The organism is uncultured Phascolarctobacterium sp., from assembly GCF_958349595.1.
GTDB lineage: Bacteria > Bacillota > Negativicutes > Acidaminococcales > Acidaminococcaceae > Phascolarctobacterium.
This window is the reverse complement of record NZ_CATWDQ010000026.1, coordinates 1-21099: the sequence shown is the minus strand read 5'-3', so window position 1 is coordinate 21099 and position 21099 is coordinate 1. Positions and strand designations below refer to the sequence as shown.

General features: G+C 45.9%; 24 protein-coding genes and 1 tRNA gene. 8 read left to right on the top strand and 17 right to left on the bottom strand.

Going from position 1 to position 21099, the window contains the following annotated elements:
• Window positions 1-207: 207 nt before the first annotated feature.
• A complete protein-coding gene (locus Q4G98_RS11980) occupies window positions 208-648 on the top strand; it encodes a MarR family winged helix-turn-helix transcriptional regulator (protein WP_298562893.1) in 441 nt (146 codons plus the stop codon).
• 9 nt (window positions 649-657) lie between these two features.
• Window positions 658-981 carry a multidrug efflux SMR transporter gene (locus Q4G98_RS11975; RefSeq protein WP_293547881.1) on the top strand — a complete coding sequence of 108 codons (324 nt, stop codon included), beginning with the start codon at window positions 658-660 and terminating at the stop codon, window positions 979-981.
• A 73-nt stretch (window positions 982-1054) separates the two neighbouring features.
• On the opposite strand, the gene rnc is transcribed toward Q4G98_RS11975, so the two are convergent.
• The 12 genes from rnc to Q4G98_RS11915 all read right to left on the bottom strand — a co-directional run bounded on the left by rnc (window position 1055) and on the right by Q4G98_RS11915 (window position 10930).
• Window positions 1055-1783, bottom strand: a complete 729-nt coding sequence (rnc, locus tag Q4G98_RS11970) for a ribonuclease III (protein ID WP_298562890.1) — start codon at window positions 1781-1783, stop codon at window positions 1055-1057.
• Window positions 1784-1803: 20 nt separating this feature from the next.
• A complete protein-coding gene (fabF, locus tag Q4G98_RS11965; protein WP_298562888.1) occupies window positions 1804-3057 on the bottom strand; it encodes a beta-ketoacyl-ACP synthase II in 1254 nt (417 codons plus the stop codon).
• Window positions 3058-3073: 16 nt separating this feature from the next.
• Window positions 3074-4024 carry a nitronate monooxygenase family protein gene (locus Q4G98_RS11960; RefSeq protein WP_177561597.1) on the bottom strand — a complete coding sequence of 317 codons (951 nt, stop codon included), beginning with the start codon at window positions 4022-4024 and terminating at the stop codon, window positions 3074-3076.
• Between the two features lie 76 nt (window positions 4025-4100).
• A complete protein-coding gene (locus Q4G98_RS11955) occupies window positions 4101-4331 on the bottom strand; it encodes an acyl carrier protein (protein WP_021717234.1) in 231 nt (76 codons plus the stop codon).
• A gap of 45 nt (window positions 4332-4376) precedes the next feature.
• A complete protein-coding gene (gene fabG, locus Q4G98_RS11950; RefSeq protein WP_177561596.1) occupies window positions 4377-5120 on the bottom strand; it encodes a 3-oxoacyl-[acyl-carrier-protein] reductase in 744 nt (247 codons plus the stop codon).
• Window position 5121: 1 nt separating this feature from the next.
• The gene (gene fabD / locus Q4G98_RS11945) at window positions 5122-6069 is read right to left on the bottom strand and encodes an ACP S-malonyltransferase (protein ID WP_177561595.1); all 948 of its coding nucleotides are present in this window, start codon (window positions 6067-6069) and stop codon (window positions 5122-5124) included.
• Between the two features lie 45 nt (window positions 6070-6114).
• On the bottom strand, window positions 6115-7104 hold the full coding sequence (locus tag Q4G98_RS11940) for a beta-ketoacyl-ACP synthase III (RefSeq protein WP_177561594.1): 990 nt from the start codon (window positions 7102-7104) through the stop codon (window positions 6115-6117).
• Complete coding sequence (gene plsX / locus Q4G98_RS11935) at window positions 7105-8124, bottom strand: phosphate acyltransferase PlsX (protein WP_293719234.1); 1020 nt, start codon at window positions 8122-8124, stop codon at window positions 7105-7107.
• Complete coding sequence (fapR, locus tag Q4G98_RS11930) at window positions 8124-8696, bottom strand: transcription factor FapR (protein WP_177561592.1); 573 nt, start codon at window positions 8694-8696, stop codon at window positions 8124-8126. The genes plsX and fapR overlap by 1 nt, the downstream gene beginning before the upstream one ends.
• 240 nt (window positions 8697-8936) lie before the next feature.
• Entirely contained in the window at window positions 8937-9116 is a 180-nt protein-coding gene (rpmF, locus tag Q4G98_RS11925; protein WP_021717228.1) for a 50S ribosomal protein L32, read from the bottom strand.
• A gap of 35 nt (window positions 9117-9151) precedes the next feature.
• Window positions 9152-9655, bottom strand: a complete 504-nt coding sequence (locus Q4G98_RS11920; RefSeq protein WP_301962006.1) for a DUF177 domain-containing protein — start codon at window positions 9653-9655, stop codon at window positions 9152-9154.
• A gap of 66 nt (window positions 9656-9721) precedes the next feature.
• Window positions 9722-10930, bottom strand: coding sequence for an acetate/propionate family kinase (locus tag Q4G98_RS11915; RefSeq protein ID WP_177561589.1), 1209 nt, complete (start codon window positions 10928-10930; stop codon window positions 9722-9724).
• Between the two features lie 121 nt (window positions 10931-11051).
• Here Q4G98_RS11915 and Q4G98_RS11910 point away from each other — a divergent pair, with 121 nt between their 5' ends.
• Window positions 11052-12269 (top strand): nucleotidyltransferase family protein, encoded by a 1218-nt coding sequence (locus Q4G98_RS11910; RefSeq protein WP_298562879.1) that lies wholly within the window; start codon window positions 11052-11054, stop codon window positions 12267-12269.
• A 56-nt stretch (window positions 12270-12325) separates the two neighbouring features.
• Here the strand turns inward: Q4G98_RS11910 and Q4G98_RS11905 are convergent, their stop codons facing one another.
• From Q4G98_RS11905 to rsmD, 3 genes are all read right to left on the bottom strand, one after another.
• Entirely contained in the window at window positions 12326-12934 is a 609-nt protein-coding gene (locus tag Q4G98_RS11905; protein WP_177561587.1) for a hypothetical protein, read from the bottom strand.
• 22 nt (window positions 12935-12956) lie between these two features.
• On the bottom strand, window positions 12957-13445 hold the full coding sequence (gene coaD / locus Q4G98_RS11900) for a pantetheine-phosphate adenylyltransferase (RefSeq protein ID WP_177561586.1): 489 nt from the start codon (window positions 13443-13445) through the stop codon (window positions 12957-12959).
• Between the two features lie 128 nt (window positions 13446-13573).
• Window positions 13574-14131 (bottom strand): 16S rRNA (guanine(966)-N(2))-methyltransferase RsmD, encoded by a 558-nt coding sequence (gene rsmD, locus Q4G98_RS11895; RefSeq protein ID WP_298562876.1) that lies wholly within the window; start codon window positions 14129-14131, stop codon window positions 13574-13576.
• 60 nt (window positions 14132-14191) lie between these two features.
• Here rsmD and Q4G98_RS11890 point away from each other — a divergent pair, with 60 nt between their 5' ends.
• Entirely contained in the window at window positions 14192-15856 is a 1665-nt protein-coding gene (locus Q4G98_RS11890; protein ID WP_298562874.1) for a DUF4127 family protein, read from the top strand.
• Window positions 15857-16178: 322 nt separating this feature from the next.
• Here the strand turns inward: Q4G98_RS11890 and Q4G98_RS11885 are convergent.
• Window positions 16179-16255 (bottom strand) — tRNA-Pro (locus Q4G98_RS11885).
• Window positions 16256-16377: 122 nt separating this feature from the next.
• Entirely contained in the window at window positions 16378-16713 is a 336-nt protein-coding gene (locus Q4G98_RS11880) for a hypothetical protein (protein ID WP_177561582.1), read from the bottom strand.
• Window positions 16714-16848: 135 nt separating this feature from the next.
• Here Q4G98_RS11880 and mscL point away from each other — a divergent pair, with 135 nt between their 5' ends.
• The 4 genes from mscL to Q4G98_RS11860 all read left to right on the top strand — a co-directional run bounded on the left by mscL (window position 16849) and on the right by Q4G98_RS11860 (window position 21019).
• On the top strand, window positions 16849-17280 hold the full coding sequence (mscL, locus tag Q4G98_RS11875; protein WP_177561581.1) for a large-conductance mechanosensitive channel protein MscL: 432 nt from the start codon (window positions 16849-16851) through the stop codon (window positions 17278-17280).
• Between the two features lie 150 nt (window positions 17281-17430).
• Entirely contained in the window at window positions 17431-18651 is a 1221-nt protein-coding gene (gene tyrS / locus Q4G98_RS11870) for a tyrosine--tRNA ligase (RefSeq protein ID WP_298562871.1), read from the top strand.
• 81 nt (window positions 18652-18732) lie between these two features.
• On the top strand, window positions 18733-20061 hold the full coding sequence (gene brnQ / locus Q4G98_RS11865; protein WP_298562869.1) for a branched-chain amino acid transport system II carrier protein: 1329 nt from the start codon (window positions 18733-18735) through the stop codon (window positions 20059-20061).
• 112 nt (window positions 20062-20173) lie between these two features.
• A complete protein-coding gene (locus tag Q4G98_RS11860; protein ID WP_298562868.1) occupies window positions 20174-21019 on the top strand; it encodes an alpha/beta fold hydrolase in 846 nt (281 codons plus the stop codon).
• Window positions 21020-21099: the final 80 nt, after the last annotated feature.

The following is a 21099-nucleotide window of genomic DNA, read 5'->3' as shown; positions in this document are numbered from 1 at the left end:
ATCCACTATATCCACTATATCCACTATATCCACTATATCCACTATATCCACTATATCCACTATACCGATTATAAACGTATCCTCTGTCCCGGTCAATGCCTGCCTCTGTTATGACGGCAGTCCGGCAAATTTTGCTTGCCAAAATTTTTTAAAACTGTTATAATGCAATTAGTCCGATTTCGGACTTTAGTAAAAAGGAGGGCGTTTATGCATCAAGAACTGCAACGGATACGTCAAGGCTATTATGACCTTTGGTTCGGCACCAACGCTGTCTATGAACGCTGGGCCAAGAAACACGGGCTCAACAATAATCTGCTGCTGACCCTGTATCTGCTGAAGGAATTTCCAGACGACTGCACTCAGCATCTGATCTGCGAAAAGCTGATGCTGCCTAAACAGACAGTCAACAGTATTCTGGCAGGACTGGAAGCCAGGGGCTTTGTAGAAAAAAAGGTCAGTCCCAAAGACAAACGTGTCAAGCTGCTGACTTTTACTGAGCAGGGGGCAACTTATGCCGATGAGCTTTTACAAAAAATGGATGATTTTGAAGAACGGGCATTGCGCAATATGACCGACGCCCAGCGTAACGCACTGTTGGAAGGCGGCTTCGCCTGGATGAAGGCTTTGCGGGCCGCTATAGATGATTAGGAGGATATTATGGGATTTATATATTTAGGTTTAGCTATTGCTTTGGAATTACTGGGAACGACATTTTTAAAATACACGCTGGGCTTTACCAGGCTGACGCCTTCGCTGGTAGTTGTGGCCGCATATACAGGCGCTTTTTATTTTCTTTCCCGTTCGCTGCAGTTTATTGATTTGAATATTGCTTATGCGACCTGGGCGGGCATCGGCGTTGTTGCGGCAGCCGTTATTTCGATGCTGGTCTTCCATGAAAGTATCAACGCTGTCGGAGCGTTCGGCATGGCTTTAGTCGTCAGCGGCGTAGTGCTGCTCAATCTGTATGGTCCGTCGCATTGATATGAACACGCAAAAAGAAAAATCCCCTGTCAGTTGATTGGATACACTCCAATTTTACTGACAGGGGATTATTTTATTTAGGGAAACCAGTTAAAGGCGCGCCCATTTTTTCAAGAGCGTTTTTGGCTGCCTGCTGTTCTGCTTCCTTCTTTGTCTTACCTTCGCCTGCACCTTTTTGTTTTCCATTAATGGAAACAATAGTGGCAAAATGCTTATTGTGTTCAGGACCTTTGGAGCCAGTCAGCTCATAGACGATATCGACATCGCCCTTCTGCTGCGCAACTTCCTGTAATCTTGTTTTAAAATCACTGCAAATACCGTGCGTACAAATAAAGTCCAGCTCAGTCTTCATCAGCCCCAGTAAAAATACACGGGCTGCGTCCATCCCCTGGTCGATATAATAAGCGCCAAGTACAGATTCGAACGCATCTGCCAAAATCGAAGCGCGTTCGCGGCCTCCGGTCAGATCTTCACCCTTACCCAAAAGCAGATACTTGCCAAGGTTGATTTTGCGGGCATATTCGGCCAGTGATACTTCACAGACGATATGCGCTCTGAGTTTGGTAAGTTCTCCTTCGTTAAGGTTGGGAAAATTGCAGTACATATAGGTACTGACGACAATGCTTAGTACCGAGTCACCTAAAAATTCTACACGTTCATTATGTTCAGGACGTGGATTTTTTTTCGCCTCGTGCGCATATGATGTATGCGTCAGAGCAGTATCTAAAAGTTCCAGTCTGTGCATTTTGATGCCCAGACTTTTACAGAATTCTAAAAGCTGCTCTTTGCGAGTATCTTGCATCTAAATCACTCTATTCTCAATTAAGCTTGATATTTTTTGAAGAGAATGGTGGCATTATGGCCGCCAAAGCCGAAGTTGTTGGACAATGCCGCTCTTACTTCTGCTTTACGGGCTACGTTAGGAACATAGTCGAGATCCAGACCTTCTTCTAAGTCAGGGTCTTCATAGTTGATAGTTGGCGGAACAATACCATTCTCGATGGTCATGACAGTAGCAATGGCTTCCACGCCGCCTGCAGCTCCCAGCAGATGTCCTGTCATGGATTTGTTGGAGCTGATCGTCATTTTATAAGCATGGTCGCCAAAAACTTTTTTAGCAGCCAGAGTCTCATTCAAATCGTTACGATGGGTAGAGGTGCCGTGAGCGTTGATATAATCAACGTCTCCAGGTTTCATACCGGCATCGTCGATAGCCTGCTGCATGCACAGGGCCGGCATTTCGCCGCTCGGATCAGGAGCAGTGATGTGATAAGCATCGGCATTCATACCAAAACCTGCTACTTCGGCATAGATATGCGCGCCGCGGGCCAGAGCATGCTCAAGCTCTTCCATAACTACTACGCCGGCGCCTTCGCCCATAACGAAACCGTCACGTTTTTTGTCAAACGGGCAGGAAGCCTTTTCAGGATGTTCGTTATTGGTGGAAAGAGCTTTCATATTACCGAAGCCAGCAATAGCTACAGGGGAAACAGCAGCTTCTGTACCGCCTGCGATCATAATGTCGGCATCGCCATATTGAATAGTGCGCAGAGCGTCGCCAATACAGTTAGTACCGGTAGCACAGGCTGTAATAATAGCTGTATTAGGGCCTTTGAAGCCTAAAGCGATGGAGATCTGCCCTGCTGGCATGTTCGGGATTTCCATAGGAATGAAGAACGGACTAATTTTGCCAGGGCCTTTTTCACCATATTTCAAAGACTGCTCAAGGAAAGTGTGGATACCACCGATACCACTGCCAACACAAACGCCGGCACGAACGGGATCGATTTTTTCCAGATCGAGCTTAGCGTCTTCTACTGCCAGTTTGGCAGCCGCTACGGCGAACTGGGTCACACGGTCCATACGTTTGCCTTCTTTTTTATCGCCATAGTTGGCGAAATCAAAATCTTTGACTTCACCGGCAATTTTAGTGGTGAAGCCAGGATCAGAAGCATCGAACTGAGTAATGAGACCGACACCGGATTTACCAGCGATCAGATTGCTCCAAAATTCATCTTTGCCGATACCGATTGGAGTAATCGGGCCAACACCGGTAATAACGACTCGTCTTTTCAAAATAAATCACCTCAAATTAAATTTTTGCTATTTCTTCTTTCAGTCTTCTGAAAATTTCTTTCACGGGCAAAATTTCTTTGATCTTCCACATATTGGCGCCTGTAAAAACAAGGCCGGTTTCAACATCGCCCTGCTGAGCCCTGGTGAGCGCACGGATGATGCAGAAGCTGCGCGAACAGTGTTTCAGGCAGCTGTCACAGGTACGGGGACGCGGCTGCGTTCCTTCCAAAACCTGTTTGGCAAAAGGATTAAGGATCGCCCTGCCTTTGTAGCCAACGGGACTGTCGATCTGTACAACGTCTTCCTGGGTCATTTTGAGATATAATTCTTTCAGCGCCGGAGCACCGTTAGATTCTTCGCTGGCTGCAAACCGGCTGCCCATTTGAACGCCGCTGGCGCCTAACTTGATCAGCTCGGCTACAGCAGCGCCGTCAGTAGCACCGCCGGCCGCAATAACGGGAATGCTGACCGCATTAACAATATCAGGCAGGATCTCTTTGATAGACTGCTGCGTCCCAAGATGCCCGCCAGCTTCAGTGCCTTCCACTACAATAGCGGCAGCACCAAGCTTTTCAGATATTTTAGCTAGTTTGACCGAGGAAACGATGGGCACTACGGCTACGTTATGTTCACGCCCTACGGCGAAAATATCTCTTGAAAAACCGGCACCGGCGACGATCAGGTCAATTTTTTCTTCGGCAGCAGTGGTAATGAGCCCAAGAAATTCGCGGGCTGCCACCATGGCATTGATACCGATGATGCCTTTCCCTCCAGTAAGCTTTCTGGCCAGCTGGATCTCTTTGCGCAGTTCGTCAAACTCCATACCGGACGCTGCAATGAGTCCGATTCCACCTTCCTGCGCAACGGCTGCCGCCAAACGCGCGGTAGACAGTCTGATAGCCATTCCGCCTTGTATGATCGGTACTTCGGCTGTCAAATCACCTATTTTGAGTACTGGTAGTTTCAACAAATATCCCCCATTTCAGGACTACTGCAACTATCAGGGAAAGCTCCAAAGAGCTTTCCCTTAAGCTGCTAAAAGATTATTTTTCTTCATCCAACATTTTAACTGCGTCAGCCACAGTGCGGATTTTTTCAGCTTTTTCGTCAGGAATCTCAACTTCAAATTCCTCTTCGAAAGCCATGATCAATTCAACGATGTCGAGGGAGTCAGCGCCCAGATCGTCGATGAAGGAGGATTCCATCTTTACTTCATCAGCGTCAACGCTCAATTGCTCAACAGTAATGTCTCTTACTTTTTCGAAAGTGCTCATTTACGATTCACCTCCTTCCAAAGGTGTTTTTTAAGAATTGCATAATTACATTACCATACCACCGTCAACATGTAAAGTCTGACCGGTTATATAAGCAGCATCGTCACTTGCAAGGAACAATACCGCCTTGGCAATATCTTCAGGTTCACCCAGGCGGGCCAGCGGGATACCGGCTTCCATCTCGGCTACTACTTTTTCAGGTAAAACGCTGGTCATATCGGTTTTGATAAAACCAGGTGCAACTGCGTTAACAGTGATGCCGCGGGCAGCAACTTCTTTGGCAACAGATTTGGTGAAGCCAATGCAGCCTGCCTTGGCAGCGGCATAGTTAGCCTGACCGGCATTGCCCATTACACCTACAACGGAGCTGATATTGATAATGCGGCCGGCTCTTTGTTTCATCATGTATTTAACAGCTGCTTTAGTGCAGTTGAAAACGCCTTTGAGATTAGTATTGAGAACTGCGTCCCAATCTTCTTCTTTCATACGCATCAGCAGGGTATCGCGGGTAATGCCCGCATTATTGACTAAAATATCGATGCGGCCGAATTCTTTAACGACAGCTTCGATCATTTCAGCACAGACTGCGGTTTGAGCAACATCGCCCTGCAGCAGCAGCGCTTTGCGTCCCATTCCTTCGATCTCGGCTGCAACGGCTTCAGCAGCTGCTTTGTTGCCGGCATAGTTCACAGCGACATCAGCGCCCGCAGCAGCCAGAGCTACTGCGATAGCCTTGCCTATCCCACGGGAAGCACCTGTTACCAGTGCGATTTTACCTTCTAATTGCATTTTAACGAACCTCCTTAAAATAAGCAAGTGTTTTTTCAAGGCTTGCTTCATCTTCGACGTTCAGGGCAGTCATGCCTTTGGCAATTTTTTTGGTAAAACCGGTCAAAACTTTACCGGGACCAACTTCGACAAAAGTATCAACTCCGCCTGCGATCATATGGTTAACAGAAGTTTCCCAAAGCACAGGCATCGCAGCCTGACGGATCAGAGATTCTTTGATTTCTTCACCTTTGATAACTTCCGTTGCAGTTACGTTGGCGACAACAGGAATTTTGGCGTCGTGAAAAGCGACAGTTTCAAAAACTTCAGCCAGACGTTTAGAGGCCGGCTGCATAAGAGTGCTGTGGAAAGGTGCGCTTACGGGAAGCAGAACAGCACGTTTGGCGCCAGCTTCTTTTAAGGCAGCCAACGCTTTATCTACTGCGCCTACAGCGCCTGCAATAACTACCTGTCCGGGGCAGTTGAAGTTTACTGCCTGTACAGCTTCGCCGCATTCAGCTTCAACAGTACGGCAGATGTCGACGATCTTATCGCTTTCCAGACCTAAAACAGCAGCCATGCTGCCTTCTCCGACAGGAACTGCCTCCTGCATGAACTGACCACGTTTGCGGACAATACGGACGGCGTCGGCAAAATCCAAGGCACCTGCCAGAACTAAAGCGGAATATTCGCCCAGGCTGTGACCTGCTGCGACCTCACAGCTCAGACCGTTTTCTTTCAGTACTTCAGCACAAGCTACGCTGGCAGTCAGGATAGCAGGCTGAGTATTGAAGGTCAGACGCAGCTGGTCTTCAGGACCGTTAAAACACATATCGCTGATAGAAAAGCCCAAAGCTTCATCAGCAGCTTCAAAAACCTTGCGTGCGCAAGTATAGTTATCATAAAGATCTTTGCACATACCTACAGTTTGGGAACCTTGTCCCGGAAATACGAATGCAATTTTGCTCATCGGGAAAACCTCTCTTTCGTCTTTTACTCAACTGTTCTTGCAGGTTTATTTACTCCATTTAAGCACGATGGAAGACCAGGTAAGGCCGGCACCAAAACCAACCAGCAATACTGTATCGCCTTTTTTCATCATTCCCTGCTCCTGTGCCTCGCACAAAGCGATGGGAATGGAAGCGGCAGAAGTATTGCCATATTTATCGACGTTGACCCAGACTTTTTCCATCGGCATTTTCAAACGTTTGGCCGCACTGTTGATAATGCGTATATTCGCCTGATGTGGAACCAGAAGGTCAACATCAGCCGGTTCAAGGCCTGCATTCGCTAAAGCACGTTTAGCTGTCTTGCCCATAATCTGGATGGCAAATTTAAATACTTCATTACCATTCATATGGATAAAATGCTCTTTGGCATCTACAGTTTCATGAGAAGCAGGTTTACGGCTGCCGCCAGCAGGCTGGAACAGATATTTGCCGCCGCTGCCGTCGCTGCCGAGGTCAATGCCTAAAACGCCCAGACCTTCTTCGACTTCGCCAATGACAGCCGCACCTGCGCCATCACCAAAAAGAACGCAGGTATTACGGTCTTCCCAGTTCATGATACGGCTTAAGGTTTCAGCACCGACAATGAGCGCTTTTTTATATAAACCGGATTTTACCATTTGGCTGGCTACGCCCAGACTGTAAACAAAGCCGGAGCAGCCCGCAGACAAATCGAAAGCAGCCGCATTTTTAGCACCGATGCGGTCTTGCACCAGGCAGGCGGTAGAGGGGAATGCATGATCAGCGGAAGCGGTTGCCACGATGACCAGTTCGATCTCTTCCGGGCTTACGCCGGCATCAGCCAAAGCACGTTCTGCAGCAATTACGGACATATCAGAAGTAGCTTCACCTTCAGCGGCAATATGCCTGTTTTTAATACCTGTGCGTTCAACGATCCATTCATCACTGGTTTCCACTATTTTTTCCAGATCATGGTTGGTCAGCACCTTTTCAGGCACATAGCAGCCCAGACCTAAAATACCAACTGCTTTTTCCATTTATATTTCCTCGTTTCCTTTTCTTGATTTCACGATATTGCCGGCGATATGTTCAACTACATCACGTTCAGCAAAATCTATAGCCACGCCGATCGCATTTTTGATCGCTTTCGCTTTGCTGCTGCCATGGCATATAATAAAAGGGGCTTTAACTCCCAAAAGCAACGCGCCGCCATATTCAGCCGGGTCAAGACGCTTGGCCAGGCCTTTCATTGCCGGTTTGATCAAAAGTCCGCCCAGCTTGGCCAGGATGCCCCCATTTAAAATGGCATCTTTCATCAACTTCATTATAGCACTTGCAAGTCCTTCTGCAAACTTAAGGACTACATTGCCGACAAACCCGTCACAGACGACTACATCAACAGTACCTTTATTGATGTCGCGGCCTTCTACGTTACCAACAAAATTGATATGTTCTTCAGCCTTGAGCAGCGGATAAGTTGCCAGCGCCTGCTCATTGCCTTTTGTTTCTTCTTCGCCGATGTTCAGCAGTCCAACGCGCGGATTTTTGATTTTCAGCATCAGTTCGGCATAAACGCTGCCCATGATAGCGCTCTGCACCATATGCTCAGGCTTGGCATCTACTTTAGCGCCGCTGTCTAAAACCACAGTCGTTCCTGTAAGGCTTGGTATCGGCGTTGCAATAGCAGGACGTTCGATACCGCGGATACGACCCAGTCCGAACAAAGCTGCGGCAACTGCCGCTCCTGTGCTGCCTGATGATACCAGTGCGTCACATTCTTTATCGCGCAGCAGCTTTGTCGCAACGACGATGGACGCATCTTTTTTAGTCTTAACGGCAATACCTGGATGTTCATCCATATGGATAACTTCGCTGGAATGATGTACAGTGATCTTTCGTTCATCAGCCGCATTATATTCAGCCAGCAGTTTTTTGATAATTTCGGAGTCGCCTACGAGAACGACTTCGCAGTTATACGCTCTGACAGCCTGGACAGCTCCCAAAACCAGTTCTTGAGGTCCATAGTCAGTCCCCATCACATCAACTGCAATTTTCACTATTTTTCGATCCTTTCGTTGGGAAGTGATACAATAATGAATTTAGCGCGGAACACTTCTTCGTTATTGTTGCGAACTTTGACCCAGATAACATATTTATCATGCTCACGGCGGATCACTTCCGCCTTAGCGACTAAGGTTGCCCCTGCATAGACAGGAACCTTATATTTGACATTACCAACGCCTGTCAATGCCGCATCGGCATCTACTACGGCCAAGGCCAGAGTATTGGCCATCGCGAACATGTAATAGCCACGTGCGACGCCAGTCTTTTCCAGCACCATTTCCGGCGTTATTTTCAGCATTGAAATACCAATCTTGTTTAATTCCAGATCGATAAGATCGCCGACGATATCCTTTTTGTCAATGGCTTTCAGCTTTGTCTGCGCATTTTCAGCCATCTGACGGGTACGTTCCCGAACTTCCGGAATGTTCATCCGCAGCCGGTCCAAACGGATAGTCTGGATGCTGACTTCAAGCGCTTTGGCAAGCTGCTCATCTGTCAAAAATGGATTGCGTTCCAACAGCTTAGACAGACGCTCCTGCCGTATTATTTTTTTGGAAGAATTCATTTTATCACCCGACTTTAGTACCAACTATTAATATCTAGAGGTATTATAAAAGCTAACAACAAAAAAAGCAAGTAAAAATTTTAATCAAATACTTAAATTCTTAAATAATTCACAACTTAGTCACATTCACTTATACCATATTTTTACATAGCTTTTCTCAACAGTTTCAAAAAGTTAGTACCAGACTATAAAAAGCAAAAATCCCCGTACTTATAAGTACGGGGATTTAAAGCTGCAAAATTATTGTTCTTTAACGATAACTTGTTTGCCGTTGTAATAACCACATTCGGGACAAACGCGATGCGGCATTTTCATCTCATGACATTGCGGACATTCGACTAAGCCAGGAACTGTAAGTTTCCAGTTCGCACGACGGGAATCGCGGCGAGCTTTGGACATTTTTCTCTTTGGTACTGCCATCTTTGATACACCTCCTCAAGCTAATGAATGTAAATTTAATTTTTGATGAATTGCTTTAATGCCGCCAACCTGGGATCGACTGTGGTAGTATCACAGCCGCAGTCGCCTTCGTTTCTATCGGCGCCGCAGACCGGACACAAGCCCTGACAATCGATCCTGCACAAAGCTTGGAGAGGCTCTGCCAGCAGGAGACTTTCACGAATCGGTTCCGTCAGATCGACGATATCGGATTCATAAATAAAAGAATCATTTTCGATATTCTCAGCACTTGCCGGATAGAATTTTTCCAATACTTCAGCCGTACTCTTACCTGTAAAGGCTTTAAGGCAGCGTCCGCAGGTCCTGTTGACCCTGGCTTCAACCGTAGCTTCCAAAAGCAAAACATCGCCGGCATTGGATATCGTGCCTTTTACGGTCACCGTTCCTGCTATCGGCAGATCTGCTTCAGTAATGTTCAGTTCAGCTGGTTTCAGCTCATAGGAAAAGTCTTTTTTACCGACCAGTCTTTTCTTGATTTCTGCGACATTTATCTTTATCATATTTCACCAATCGTATCAATTATAGCGATGCTCTAAATCTTTGTCAAGAAAAAAGCGTAACTTTTATTATAATTTAATGATGCGGCGGCAGATATTCAAAGTATCACGGGCAATGACAAGCTCTTCATTTGTGGGAATCACAAAGATCTTGACACGTGCCCTTTTAATGCTGATTTCCATTTGCTTGCCGCGCAGCTTGTTCAGTTCAGGGTCGATCCGGGTGCCGAGATATTCCAGGCCATTACAGATCTTATCACGCATAAACGGAGAATTTTCTCCCAATCCAGCTGTAAAAATAATGGCATCAACGCCGCCCATTGCGGCAACATAACCGCCAATATATTTTTTGACCTTGTAGGCGAAGATGTCGATAGCCAGCTGACTGCGTTCGTCACCACGGTTAGCGGCGCTTTCCAGATCACGGAAATCGCTGGACAAACCGGAGATACCTAAAATACCGCTGCGGCGATTCAGATAATCGTCGATCTGCTGAGCGTTCATATTTTCTTTTTCCATCAAAAAAGGAATGATCGCAGGATCGATCTCGCCGGAGCGGGTACCCATTACAAGACCTTCCAGCGGCGTATAACCCATACTAGTATCAATGGATTTGCCATATTTGATCGCGGCAATACTGGCGCCATTACCCAGATGACAGGTAATAAAGCGCAGGTCGCTCATATGCTCGCCCATCATTTCAGCAGCCTGCTGGGCCACATATTTATGGGAAGTGCCGTGAAAGCCATAACGGCGCAGTCCGTATTTGACATACATTTCATAAGGCAGGCCATATAAATAGGCAATTTTCGGCATAGTCTGATGGAAAGCAGTATCAAAAACGGCTACCTGAGGCGTATTATACATCAGACGCATACAGGCTTTAATACCGTATAAATTCGGCGGGTTGTGCAGCGGTGCGATCTCGGCGCAGGCTTCGATACCATTCAAAACGTCGTCCGTAATCAGTACCGAGTCGGTAAACCGTTCACCGCCGTGGACTACACGATGTCCAACGGCATCAATTTCATCCATACTGTCAATGACGCCATATTCTTCATTGGTCAGGGCGTCCAGCGCCATCTGGATGCCGACGGAATGATCAGGTATATCGGCGCTGATATCTACAGTATATTTACCAGTAGGCGTATGTTTAAGTACAGAACCTTCCATTCCTATCCGCTCGATCAAACCTTTGGCCAGCACCTGTTCGCCGTCCATATTAAGAAGCTGATATTTAATTGAGGAGCTACCGCAGTTGACAACAAAAATAATCACAGTTTTCCTCCATTTGTGCAAAATTTAGCTTGCGCTTCCAGCACATTTTATTATATCATATAGTATACACTATTTAGATGATAATCGCTAGTATAAACATTACAAATGAGGGAGAACATGAATGAGCAAAGCAATAGGAATCGTAGCAGAATATAATCCTTTCCACAATGGCCATGCCCATCATCTGCGTGAAGCAAAGCGTATAGCAGGCAACCGTCCTATCATTGCCGCTATGAGCGGCAGCCTTGTACAGCGCGGCTTACCTGCCCTAACTGACAAATGGACCCGTGCCAGAATGGCTGTTTTAGGCGGCGTCGATCTGATTTTAGAACTGCCGACAGTTTTCACCTGCCGCAGCGCAGAATTTTTTGCTGCCGGCGCTGTAAAATTACTGGCCGCCACAGGTATGGTATCACACCTTGCTTTCGGCGCTGAAGCCGCTAATTCCAAACAATTGATGCTGACTGCAGAATTTTTAAACGAGCCTGTTTTTCAGGACGCTCTGCATCACTATCTGGACGAAGGGCACAGTTATGCCAAAGCGTTAGAGCTTACTCTGGCTGAAGATCCTTCAATGCTTACGATCGCCGGGCATCCCAACAATATTCTGGCTTTGGAATACTGCCGCCAGCTTTTACACGGCGGTTATGAAATAGAACCAGTTGTCGTCAAACGCCGCGGCAGCGGTTACAAAGATAAGACCATCAACGGCCCGATCGCCGGGGCGACGGCAATTCGCGAGCATTACCGCGGTTATGGCATCGACGAAGCGCTGCTCAGCACTGTTCCTGCAACTACGGCGCAACTGCTGCGCGAAGCTGATTTGCAGCACCGTATGGATATCAGTGATAAAATCCTGAACCATCTGCTTTTATACAAACTGCGTTCTTTGACGCCGGCACAGATAGCAGCCGCCTGCCAGTGCAGCGAAGGGCTCGAGAATCGCCTGGCCGAAGCGGCATCCTGTAATACGTTCCAGGACGTTGTCAGCGCTACAGTTACCAAGCGTTACCCTACTTCCCGTGTCAGAAGGCTGCTGATGCAGCTTTTACTGCAGCAATACAGGGCGATGTTTGATAATGCCCAGGAACCTGCTTACATTCGTGTTTTAGCATTTAATGACCGTGGGCGCGAGCTACTGAAAGAAATGCAGGATTCAGCACAGCTGCCTGTAATTATCAAGCTGGGCCGCAATGTGCTGGAAAAATATGGCGAAAAAGTCGAACAGCAGTTATCCGTCGATATTGCGGCAACTAATCTGCTGACGCTGCTGCAAAAGAACCATCAGCCGCAGTACAACAACGACTATATCGTTTCACCGATCTACATTCAAAAATAATAAAACTCAATAAAGCAAAAAGCCTTCCGCATAAGCGGAAGGCTTGATTTTTTAATTTATTCTTCGTCCTCTTCTTCTTCCATTGCCAGCATTTCCATATCACGCTGCGGACGTGCGGACAGAACGCTTTCACGTTCGGCATTGACGGAAGCACGGTTATCATTTACGGCCTGCAATGCGGATTGCAGACTGCCGCTTAAATAACCCAGCATATCATCTGCATATTGCAGTACGTCGTGTTTGACACGTTCAACATAAGCGTCGGCCTCATCCTTCATTTCCTGCTGATTACGCAGAGCAGTACTCTTCACGTCTTCAGCAAAGGCTTCTGCCTGTTTGGAAATTTCTTCCTGACGCATCAGACGTTCAGATTCAGATTTTGCCAATTCTAAAATGCGGTCAGCTTCGGTTTTAGCCTGCAAAACAATATTATCGGCTTCTTCATGAGCCTTGGTGACGATTGCTTTTTGTTCTTCAAGCAGTCTGGTAGCGCTTTTGACTTCTTTGGGAATCGCTTCTTTTAAATCATCCAGAATACCGGCCAGATCGCTTTCCTCGATAATGATCTTATCAGTGAGAGGGATACGGTTGGCCTCGGAAATAAGGTTATACATTTCATCAAAAATCCTGTCTAAAGTCGCACTGGTACTTCTATCAATCATCATCAAACTCAACCTCTTTCTACTATTATTCTTTGCTTATAACAAGGCTCTTGATCCGGTCTTCCACACATTCGGGCACAAGACCGTGGATACAGCCGCCAAAAGTTGCCAACTCTCTTATTCCAGATGAACTTAAAAAAGAGTAATTAGCATTAGTCATAATAAAGACTGTTTCTAAGTTATTGTCTATTTTCTTTATGAGCAGCGCACGCTGAAATTCATATTCAAAATCAGAAAACGCACGTAAGCCCCTCACGATAAAAGGAGCTTTTTCCTGCTTGCAGAATTCGTTTAAAAGACCGGAAAAACAGGTTACTTTTGCATTAGGGATATGTTTGGTAGCATCCCGGAGCATTTCTACCCTTTCTTCCATGGTGAACATCGCTTTATCTTTACCCGGGTTATGAAAAACGCTGATAATGATCTCGTCAAACATTTGGCTCGCCCGTTCAAAAATATCGAGGTGGCCATTAGTAACCGGGTCAAAACTGCCCGGACAGATCGCTCTACGCACTGTTTAACCTCCTAGAAGCTGCAACGCAGTCTGGTCATAAATTCAATTATCTTGTTCCTTATTCGACGTACTTTTCTGTATTCCTGCTAGTTTCTTACAAATTTACTTTATTATTTTACAACATTTTGTTATACCTTGGCAAATCTTATAAACGAAAGTAAAGTTTCACCATAGGTTTCCTGGCGCACAAGCTCAAAACACGCTGCCAAACTTCCGATTTCGTCATGTTTGGCATGCTCGACGATCAAATAGCCGCCGTCATCAAGAATAGGGAACAGCTCCAGCTTCAACAGAACTTTCTGAACCCAGCCTTTATTATAAGGAGGGTCACAGAAGGCAAAATCAAAACCTGCGTCCTGACGATGCATACTTTCGATAACCTTCACCGCACTGCCTTTTATCACCTGCACATCGTCCTCGGCATGGCATTTTGAGATATTACTTTGTACCAGGCGCAGCGACTCCCTGCTTTCGTCAATAAAGGTAACAGCTGCAGCGCCGCGGCTCCAGGCCTCCAAGCCCAGATTACCCGTACCCGCAAACAGATCCAGCACACGCGCTCCGATAATCTTAGTGCCAATAATATTGAACAGGGATTCTTTGACCCTGTCAGCAGTAGGGCGCACGTCCATATTTTTGGGCACGGTCAATTTTAATCCTCGTGCCTTTCCCGTAATTATCCGCATTCAAAAAACTCCGCATCTGTAATATAATAAGTATAATAAGAACGGCAAAGGAGACAGCCTATGAACAGGAAAAAATTTATTTTGCTTGTATTACTGCTGCTCTGCGCCTATTTTTATAAATTATTTGGCGGTATGCCTACAACTGTCCCATTTACGCCACAGGCCGTCAAAACAGATACTTCACTATTGCTTGTACCGTTAGACAGCCGACCCCCATGTACCGCTATGGTTCGCAAACTGGGAGCACTGGCTTCCATAAATGTGATAACACCACCGCAGAAACTTCTTGACAATTATAACACACCTGCTGATAAAGAAAAACTCTTTCAGTGGCTGCAAGAGGAACTGCCGCAGCAGCAGGCGGCAATTCTGTCGGCTGATCTTTTAGTGCACGGCAGCCTGCTGGTCTCACGTGTGCCACTTGGCACACCTGACGATGAAGCAAACTTTCTGGCTTTTGTTAACAAGCAGCGCAAGCATAATCCCCAAATCGATATGGCCGTTTTTTCCGTTATTCCCCGACTGCTAGTCAGCGATCAGCTGATTCCCGACAGCTGGTATCAATGGCATCTGATGCGTTATGCAACTTTAAAGGATATGGCAGAAACCTTTAGTGATCCTTACTTTACCGAACAGCTGCTGGAAATCGACGCCCGCATACCGGATGACATTAAAACCAAATACAGTAACCTGTATACTGACAACGACAGTTTTAACAAAAAACTGGTCCAGTTGGCGGCAGATGATGAACTGACATTGGTTATCGGCCAGGACGATGCTCAGCCCTTCGGCCTGCCCAACCGTAACGCCAACCATGTCCGCGCTTACATGGAGCATGCCGGCTTAGGTTCCAGAGGCCTTATTACCAGCGGTGCCGATGAGATTGCTTCATTGCTGCTGACCAGATATTATAATAAACTGCATAATTTTCAGCCGCGGATCTTTGTCGAATATTCTTCACCTAAAGTGGCAGCCAAAATCATGCCCTATATGCCCTGTTCTGTTGACGCCAGTATCAGGGACAAAGTAAGTTTTATCAATGACCGGCTTACAGATGACGCCGCTGAAGCGGACTTTATTTTATTCGTACACTGCGGTGACGATGATAATCCTCCTACTAAAGCCATGCTGAAAAAACTCAGTACTCTGCTGGCTTCCGGCCGCCATGTCGCTCTGGTCGATCTGACAGCCAATTATACAGCAAATGAACTTTTAGTACCGCAGCTTTTAGACGCGAAGGTCCCGCTTAACCGACTTGCAGCTTTTTCCGGCTGGAATACACTTAGTAATTCCCTGGGAACAGCCCTCAGTCAGGCTACACTGTTTGTCGGGCAGCTGCACAGACTGCCGCAGTCAGAATATCCGGCACTCTATGCCCAAAATCTGAGCTTTACCGTTGAACGTTTACTTGATGATTATGCTTATCAGAAATTAATGCATGCACAGTTGACTACCTTGCTGAAATTAAAAGGCTATACACCAACTGACCTGGGAGCAAATAAATTTTATGCCGAAACGTTTATCCGAGGTTTTCTGCAGCGGCAAAAATTTCAGTTGCTGTACGGAGATCTTGGACGGACGTCTTTTTACAGCAGTGATAAGAAAAACTACTACCTGACAGGTATCGACATTGATGTAAGTTTGCCCTGGACCCGTATTTTTGAAATCAGCCTCGATACGAAGTGCCGCTTCGGCGAAAGTCCACAGCAGCAAAAACATCACTGAAAACCTTTAAAATAATAAAACGCTTCCTACCGTTTCTTTATATACGCTATAATATCAGTAAATTATCATTCAGCTTAGACACAAGATAGTTCAACTTTTAAAACGAAGAAGGTTATATTTTATGATTTCTATTTCCAGAATACTAATTTATATTTTTATCTTATGGTTTTGCTATATGGCCTATCTGTTAAAATTCAAATAGTTATTTTTTCAACTTAAAGTCAAGAAACCAATCCTTTAGAGCTGCGTTGCACTTTCGTAAACAGACCGTTTCACGCAAAATAAAAAAGCCGCAGAATGGCTCTGCGGCTAACTTTTTAAGTGGTCGGGGCGGCGAGATTCGAACTCACGGCCTCTTGTACCCGAAACAAGCGCGCTACCAAACTGCGCCACGCCCCGACTTAAGTTACAGTACTTACTGCAACGTGAATATTATATAAAATAACAAATAGTTTGTCAATGGTATTTTTAATATTTTTGAAATAAAAAGCTTTCCTGCTGTCAGGAAAGCTTTTTGGATATCAGCCCTGTGTAACTACACGAATATTAGTAACATTAAATGCTTCAGCGATAGCCGGCAGACATTCACGTTCGATATTGGTACGGTGCAGTTCATTATCAGCGACCAGCATGATTCTTGGTCCGCTCAAATTGATGTTATGTACATTACTGATCAAACGTTTAAAGCTGTCTTCTCCCAAGATCTCTCTCAATTTGGCGAGGCCTTCCATCAGATATGGCTTTTCTTTAGCCATACGCTGCTCCAGCGGAGTAAACGGCACTGTAACTACACGCGCATCTTTAGCAAGAACAAAATTTTCCTCATGCTCGCCCGGTACTACTAAGTCATCTCTCATGGTTTCCCTCCTTCACTGCCTGATTCTTACAAAGTTATTATAAATTATTGACGTTTTACAGTCAAGCCGGCAGGATTATTATAACCTAAAGCGAATATATATAAATAATTTCAATTTATGTTGGGAGTTGTTAACATGTCTTTTTTTGAAGAGTTTAAAAAATTTGCAATGCGTGGTAATGTCATCGACCTGGCAGTCGGCGTCGTTGTCGGCGGCGCCTTTGGCAAAATAACATCGTCCTTGGTAGATAACATTATTATGCCCCCTTTAAGCCTCTTATTCGGCAAAGTCGATTTTTCAGGACTATTTATCAGCCTTAACGGACAGCATTATGACACTTTAAAAGCCGCGCAGGAAGCTCATGCTCCTGTCTTAGCCTACGGTCTTTTTCTAAATACTATCATCAATTTCCTGATTATTGCTTTTGCTATTTTCGTACTAATCAGACAAATCAACAAGCTTACCCCTCCGCCGGCACCGGCACCTGACCCACGTTTATGCCCTTTCTGCAAAACAGCTATTGCTGACGACGCAACCCGCTGTCCGCATTGCACTTCGCAATTATAAAAACAATTTATTTTTATTTATCAAAGGTACTTCTTCCCGGAAGTGCCTTTTCTTATTTGCGAAACCTGTTCATTCGTTGTATAATGTTTAGAAGATTTGCTTCTTCACTTTATCATGAGGAAGTTTGCAGTAATATTAGGAGGTTATTTCATGTCCGTTTATGACGTATTAAAAGAACGTGGTTTTTTAAAACAACTCTCCCACGAAGATGAGATCAAAGAGCTGCTGGAAAAGGAAAAAATCACTTTTTATATTGGCTTTGATCCTACAGCTGACAGTCTGCATGTAGGCCATTTTATCGCATTGATGGTAATGAGCCATATGCAGCGTGCCGGCCATCGTCCAATTTGCCTTCTTGGCGGCGGTACCGGTATGGTCGGTGATCCCAGCGGCAAAGACGATATGCGTAAAATGCTAACTCCTGAATTTATCGCCCATAATATATCCTGCTTTAAAAAGCAAATGGCGCGGTTCATTGATTTTTCCGAAGGTCAGGCCATTATGGTCAACAATGCCGACTGGCTGCTGGACCTGAATTATATTGAACTGCTGCGCGATGTTGGCGTGCATTTCTCCGTCAACCGTATGCTGACAGCCGAGTGCTTTAAAAAACGTTTGGAAAAAGGCCTGTCTTTTTTCGAATTCAACTATATGATCATGCAGTCTTATGACTTCCTGCAACTGTTTAAAAAGCATGGCTGCATCATGCAGCTCGGCGGCGATGATCAATGGTCCAATATGCTGGCCGGTGTCGAGCTGATCCGCCGTAAAGAGCAGAAGCCTGCCTATTGCATGACCTGCAAGCTGCTTACTACCAGTGATGGCCGTAAGATGGGCAAAACGGAAAAAGGTGCTCTGTGGCTTGATCCTGAAAAAACTTCGCCATATGATTTCTATCAATATTGGCGCAATATTGACGACAGTGATGTTGAAAACTGTCTGTCGCTGCTGACTTTCCTCCCGATGGATGAAGTACGCCGTTTGAGTTCTCTGCAGGATGCCGAGATCAACGAAGCAAAAAAAGTCCTTGCTTATGAAGTTACCAAACTGGTCCACGGCGAAGCAGAAGCAGAAAAAGCCAAACAGGCAGCCGAAGCCCTCTTTGGCGGCGGCGGAGCCTTGACAGACGTACCAACGATCGAAATCACTGCTGCTGATGCCGAAGGTAAGATCATTGATGTTCTCACTGCAGGAAAAATATTCAGCAGTAAACGCGAAGCACGGCAAATGATCCAGCAGGGCGGTCTGTATATTGGTGAAGAGACAGTCACTGACCCGGAAGCGAGCTTTGTCTCGACTATGTTTGATGCAGAAAGAAGTTTGCTGATCCGCAAAGGCAAAAAGAAATATTTCCGCCTCATCATCCATTAATTTAAAGGCTGCCTGAGGGCAGCCTTTACTTAACGCTTAAGTTTTCAGAATTTTATATCTATTCATGATAGGAGACTTTTTATGAAACAGACTCTGACGTTTTGGGAAATCTTACCCGTAGGTTTGATGCTCTTTTCGTCCTTCTTCGGCGCTGGCAACCTGATTTTCCCACCGGCCTTAGGTCAGGCCGCCGGCGATCACTTCTGGTCAGCCGCGATCGGCTTCTGCGTTACCGGCGTAGGCATGCCGCTTCTAGGCATCATTGCCATGGCACTCACTAAAAGCGATAACCCCAATGCCCTGGCTGATCCGGTCCATCCAAACTTTGCTAAAGTGATAGTTATGCTGGGTGTATTGACTATTGGCCCCTTTTTTGCGATCCCACGTACCGGAGCCGTTTCTTACGACGTTGGTATCAGACCTTTTGTCCCTGAAGATTACTACACCTTGGGCCTTGCTATTTATTCGCTCTTCTTTTTTATTATTACCTATGTTTTATCCATCAACCCGTCAAAGCTTGTTGACTGGTTGGGCAAAGTTTTAACACCAATGCTGCTTTTAAGCCTTGCTGTCCTGATCATCAATGTTCTGCTCGCTCCTATGGGTCCCATGCAGCCTGCAACCGGTAATTACATCAATATACCATTTCTCAGCGGCTTTCAGGACGGTTATAACACAATGGACCTTTTGGCAACGCTGCTTTTTGGTGCAACCGTCATCAACGCTATTAAGCTTAAAGGAATTACAGATGACCGACTGCTGACTAAAATCTGTGTCTACTCCGGTTTGATCGCCGCCTTTTTTCTCGCACTTATTTATGTGGCCCTGGCTTATACCGGCGCTACCAGCGTCAGTATCCTGGGCATTTCTGCCAACGGCGGTGTGGCTTTAGCAGATATCGCCAACTATTATCTGGGCGCAGCAGGCAATGTTGTTTTATGTCTGATGATCTTTTTCGCCTGCCTGACAACAAGTATCGGCCTGACTGCTTCGGCGGCTTCATACTTTACCAAGGTTACGCACGAGCAGGTACAATATCAGCGTTTTGTCGTTGCGATCTGTGTTTTCAGCTTTGCTGTTTCCAACGTCGGCCTGACGAATATCATCTCTTTTTCAATACCTATTCTCTGTGCGCTTTATCCTATCATCATTGCACTGGTACTGCTTGGAGTAACTTCCAAACTTTTCCACGGTGACAGGCGCGTTTACCGCTGCTGCCTGTTTTTCACAACTATTTTCGCTCTGCTGGATGGTCTGAAAGCTGCCGGAATCAAACTGACTGCTCTGGAAAACATCCTGAGTAACACGATACCTCTTTACGCTGACGGGTTCGGCTGGATCGTGCCCTCTCTCTGCGGCGCTTTATTAGGTCTGCTTTGGAAAATTATGCTGCCAGTACAAACTAAATAATTGATTTTTAAATTTATGCGCAGTTTTTTACTGCGCATTTTTATTTCACAAATAAAAACCGTAACCGGTTGCTTGTAAAAGAGTTATAATAAAAGAAAAGGAGTGTGATATTATGACACAGACGAACGGCTTTTTTACTACTTCCGACCAGGCGCATCTTTACTATGAAGTACACGGCAGCGGACAACCACTTTTTCTTGTACACGGCTGGCAGTGTTCCTCCAAATTCTGGCAGCGTAATGTGCCCGAACTAGCTAAACATTTTCAGGTAATCGTTATGGATAACCGCGGTCACGGTAAATCATCTAAAGGCTTGCAGGGCCAGATCGTCGCCCGTTACGCGCAAGACGTACGGGAATTATCGGAATTTCTCGGTCTCAAAAACTTTGTACTCATGGGCTGGTCTTTAGGTGGGCCGATAGTGCTTTCCTATTGGCAGCAGTATAAAAATGACAGTAACCTGATCGGCCTCGGGCTTGTCGATATGACGCCCTTCCCCTTCAGCCCTGAAGAATGGAACAGTCAGGGACTGCATCACTACAACATGGAGGGCTTCAACGCTCAGGTCAACCGCCTGATCAACGAACGTGAAGAATATTTTGAATTCTTCGCCAACGCTATCTTTAAAGACGGAAAACGCCCGGCAGGAACAGACTGGGTCATCGAAGAATTCCGCAAACTGCCGCCCTGGTTATCAGCAGCAATCTATAGTGACTACATTGCAACGGACTTTACTGACGTTCTGCCAACGATCACTGTTCCAACGCTGGTCGTTAACGCTGATGGTCCTGTTTTTGCCTGGGGCATCAAGCAGGGTACTTACCTGACCACACTGATCCCCAACGGCAAATTTGTTCCTTTCACTGAAAGCGGCCATATGCTCTTTTACGAAGAAGCCGACAAATTCAACAAAACAGTTTCTGATTTCGTCAAAGACTGCATGGTACAAAAGGTTTAAACCAAAATACAAAAAGCTCCCGAAAATGCTTAGAACCAAAGAAAATGGACATTGAATAAAAAAGCCTCCAATCGTAGAAT

What these genes read in the sequence shown, in the direction of transcription:
- Q4G98_RS11905 (WP_177561587.1), bottom strand. Translation starts at nt 12,934, where the DNA reads ATGATGATTGATAGAAGTACCAGTGCGACTTTAGACAGGATTTTTGAT.
- brnQ (WP_298562869.1), top strand. Translation starts at nt 18,733, where the DNA reads ATGAAACAGACTCTGACGTTTTGGGAAATCTTACCCGTAGGTTTGATG.
- tyrS (WP_298562871.1), top strand. Translation starts at nt 17,431, where the DNA reads ATGTCCGTTTATGACGTATTAAAAGAACGTGGTTTTTTAAAACAACTC.
- rsmD (WP_298562876.1), bottom strand. Translation starts at nt 14,131, where the DNA reads ATGCGGATAATTACGGGAAAGGCACGAGGATTAAAATTGACCGTGCCC.
- Q4G98_RS11920 (WP_301962006.1), bottom strand. Translation starts at nt 9,655, where the DNA reads ATGATAAAGATAAATGTCGCAGAAATCAAGAAAAGACTGGTCGGTAAA.
- Q4G98_RS11860 (WP_298562868.1), top strand. Translation starts at nt 20,174, where the DNA reads ATGACACAGACGAACGGCTTTTTTACTACTTCCGACCAGGCGCATCTT.
- rpmF (WP_021717228.1), bottom strand. Translation starts at nt 9,116, where the DNA reads ATGGCAGTACCAAAGAGAAAAATGTCCAAAGCTCGCCGCGATTCCCGT.
- fabG (WP_177561596.1), bottom strand. Translation starts at nt 5,120, where the DNA reads ATGCAATTAGAAGGTAAAATCGCACTGGTAACAGGTGCTTCCCGTGGG.
- Q4G98_RS11980 (WP_298562893.1), top strand. Translation starts at nt 208, where the DNA reads ATGCATCAAGAACTGCAACGGATACGTCAAGGCTATTATGACCTTTGG.
- mscL (WP_177561581.1), top strand. Translation starts at nt 16,849, where the DNA reads ATGTCTTTTTTTGAAGAGTTTAAAAAATTTGCAATGCGTGGTAATGTC.
- fabD (WP_177561595.1), bottom strand. Translation starts at nt 6,069, where the DNA reads ATGAGCAAAATTGCATTCGTATTTCCGGGACAAGGTTCCCAAACTGTA.
- rnc (WP_298562890.1), bottom strand. Translation starts at nt 1,783, where the DNA reads ATGCAAGATACTCGCAAAGAGCAGCTTTTAGAATTCTGTAAAAGTCTG.
- Q4G98_RS11880 (WP_177561582.1), bottom strand. Translation starts at nt 16,713, where the DNA reads ATGAGAGATGACTTAGTAGTACCGGGCGAGCATGAGGAAAATTTTGTT.
- fapR (WP_177561592.1), bottom strand. Translation starts at nt 8,696, where the DNA reads ATGAATTCTTCCAAAAAAATAATACGGCAGGAGCGTCTGTCTAAGCTG.
- Q4G98_RS11910 (WP_298562879.1), top strand. Translation starts at nt 11,052, where the DNA reads ATGAGCAAAGCAATAGGAATCGTAGCAGAATATAATCCTTTCCACAAT.
- Q4G98_RS11940 (WP_177561594.1), bottom strand. Translation starts at nt 7,104, where the DNA reads ATGGAAAAAGCAGTTGGTATTTTAGGTCTGGGCTGCTATGTGCCTGAA.
- Q4G98_RS11890 (WP_298562874.1), top strand. Translation starts at nt 14,192, where the DNA reads ATGAACAGGAAAAAATTTATTTTGCTTGTATTACTGCTGCTCTGCGCC.
- Q4G98_RS11955 (WP_021717234.1), bottom strand. Translation starts at nt 4,331, where the DNA reads ATGAGCACTTTCGAAAAAGTAAGAGACATTACTGTTGAGCAATTGAGC.
- Q4G98_RS11975 (WP_293547881.1), top strand. Translation starts at nt 658, where the DNA reads ATGGGATTTATATATTTAGGTTTAGCTATTGCTTTGGAATTACTGGGA.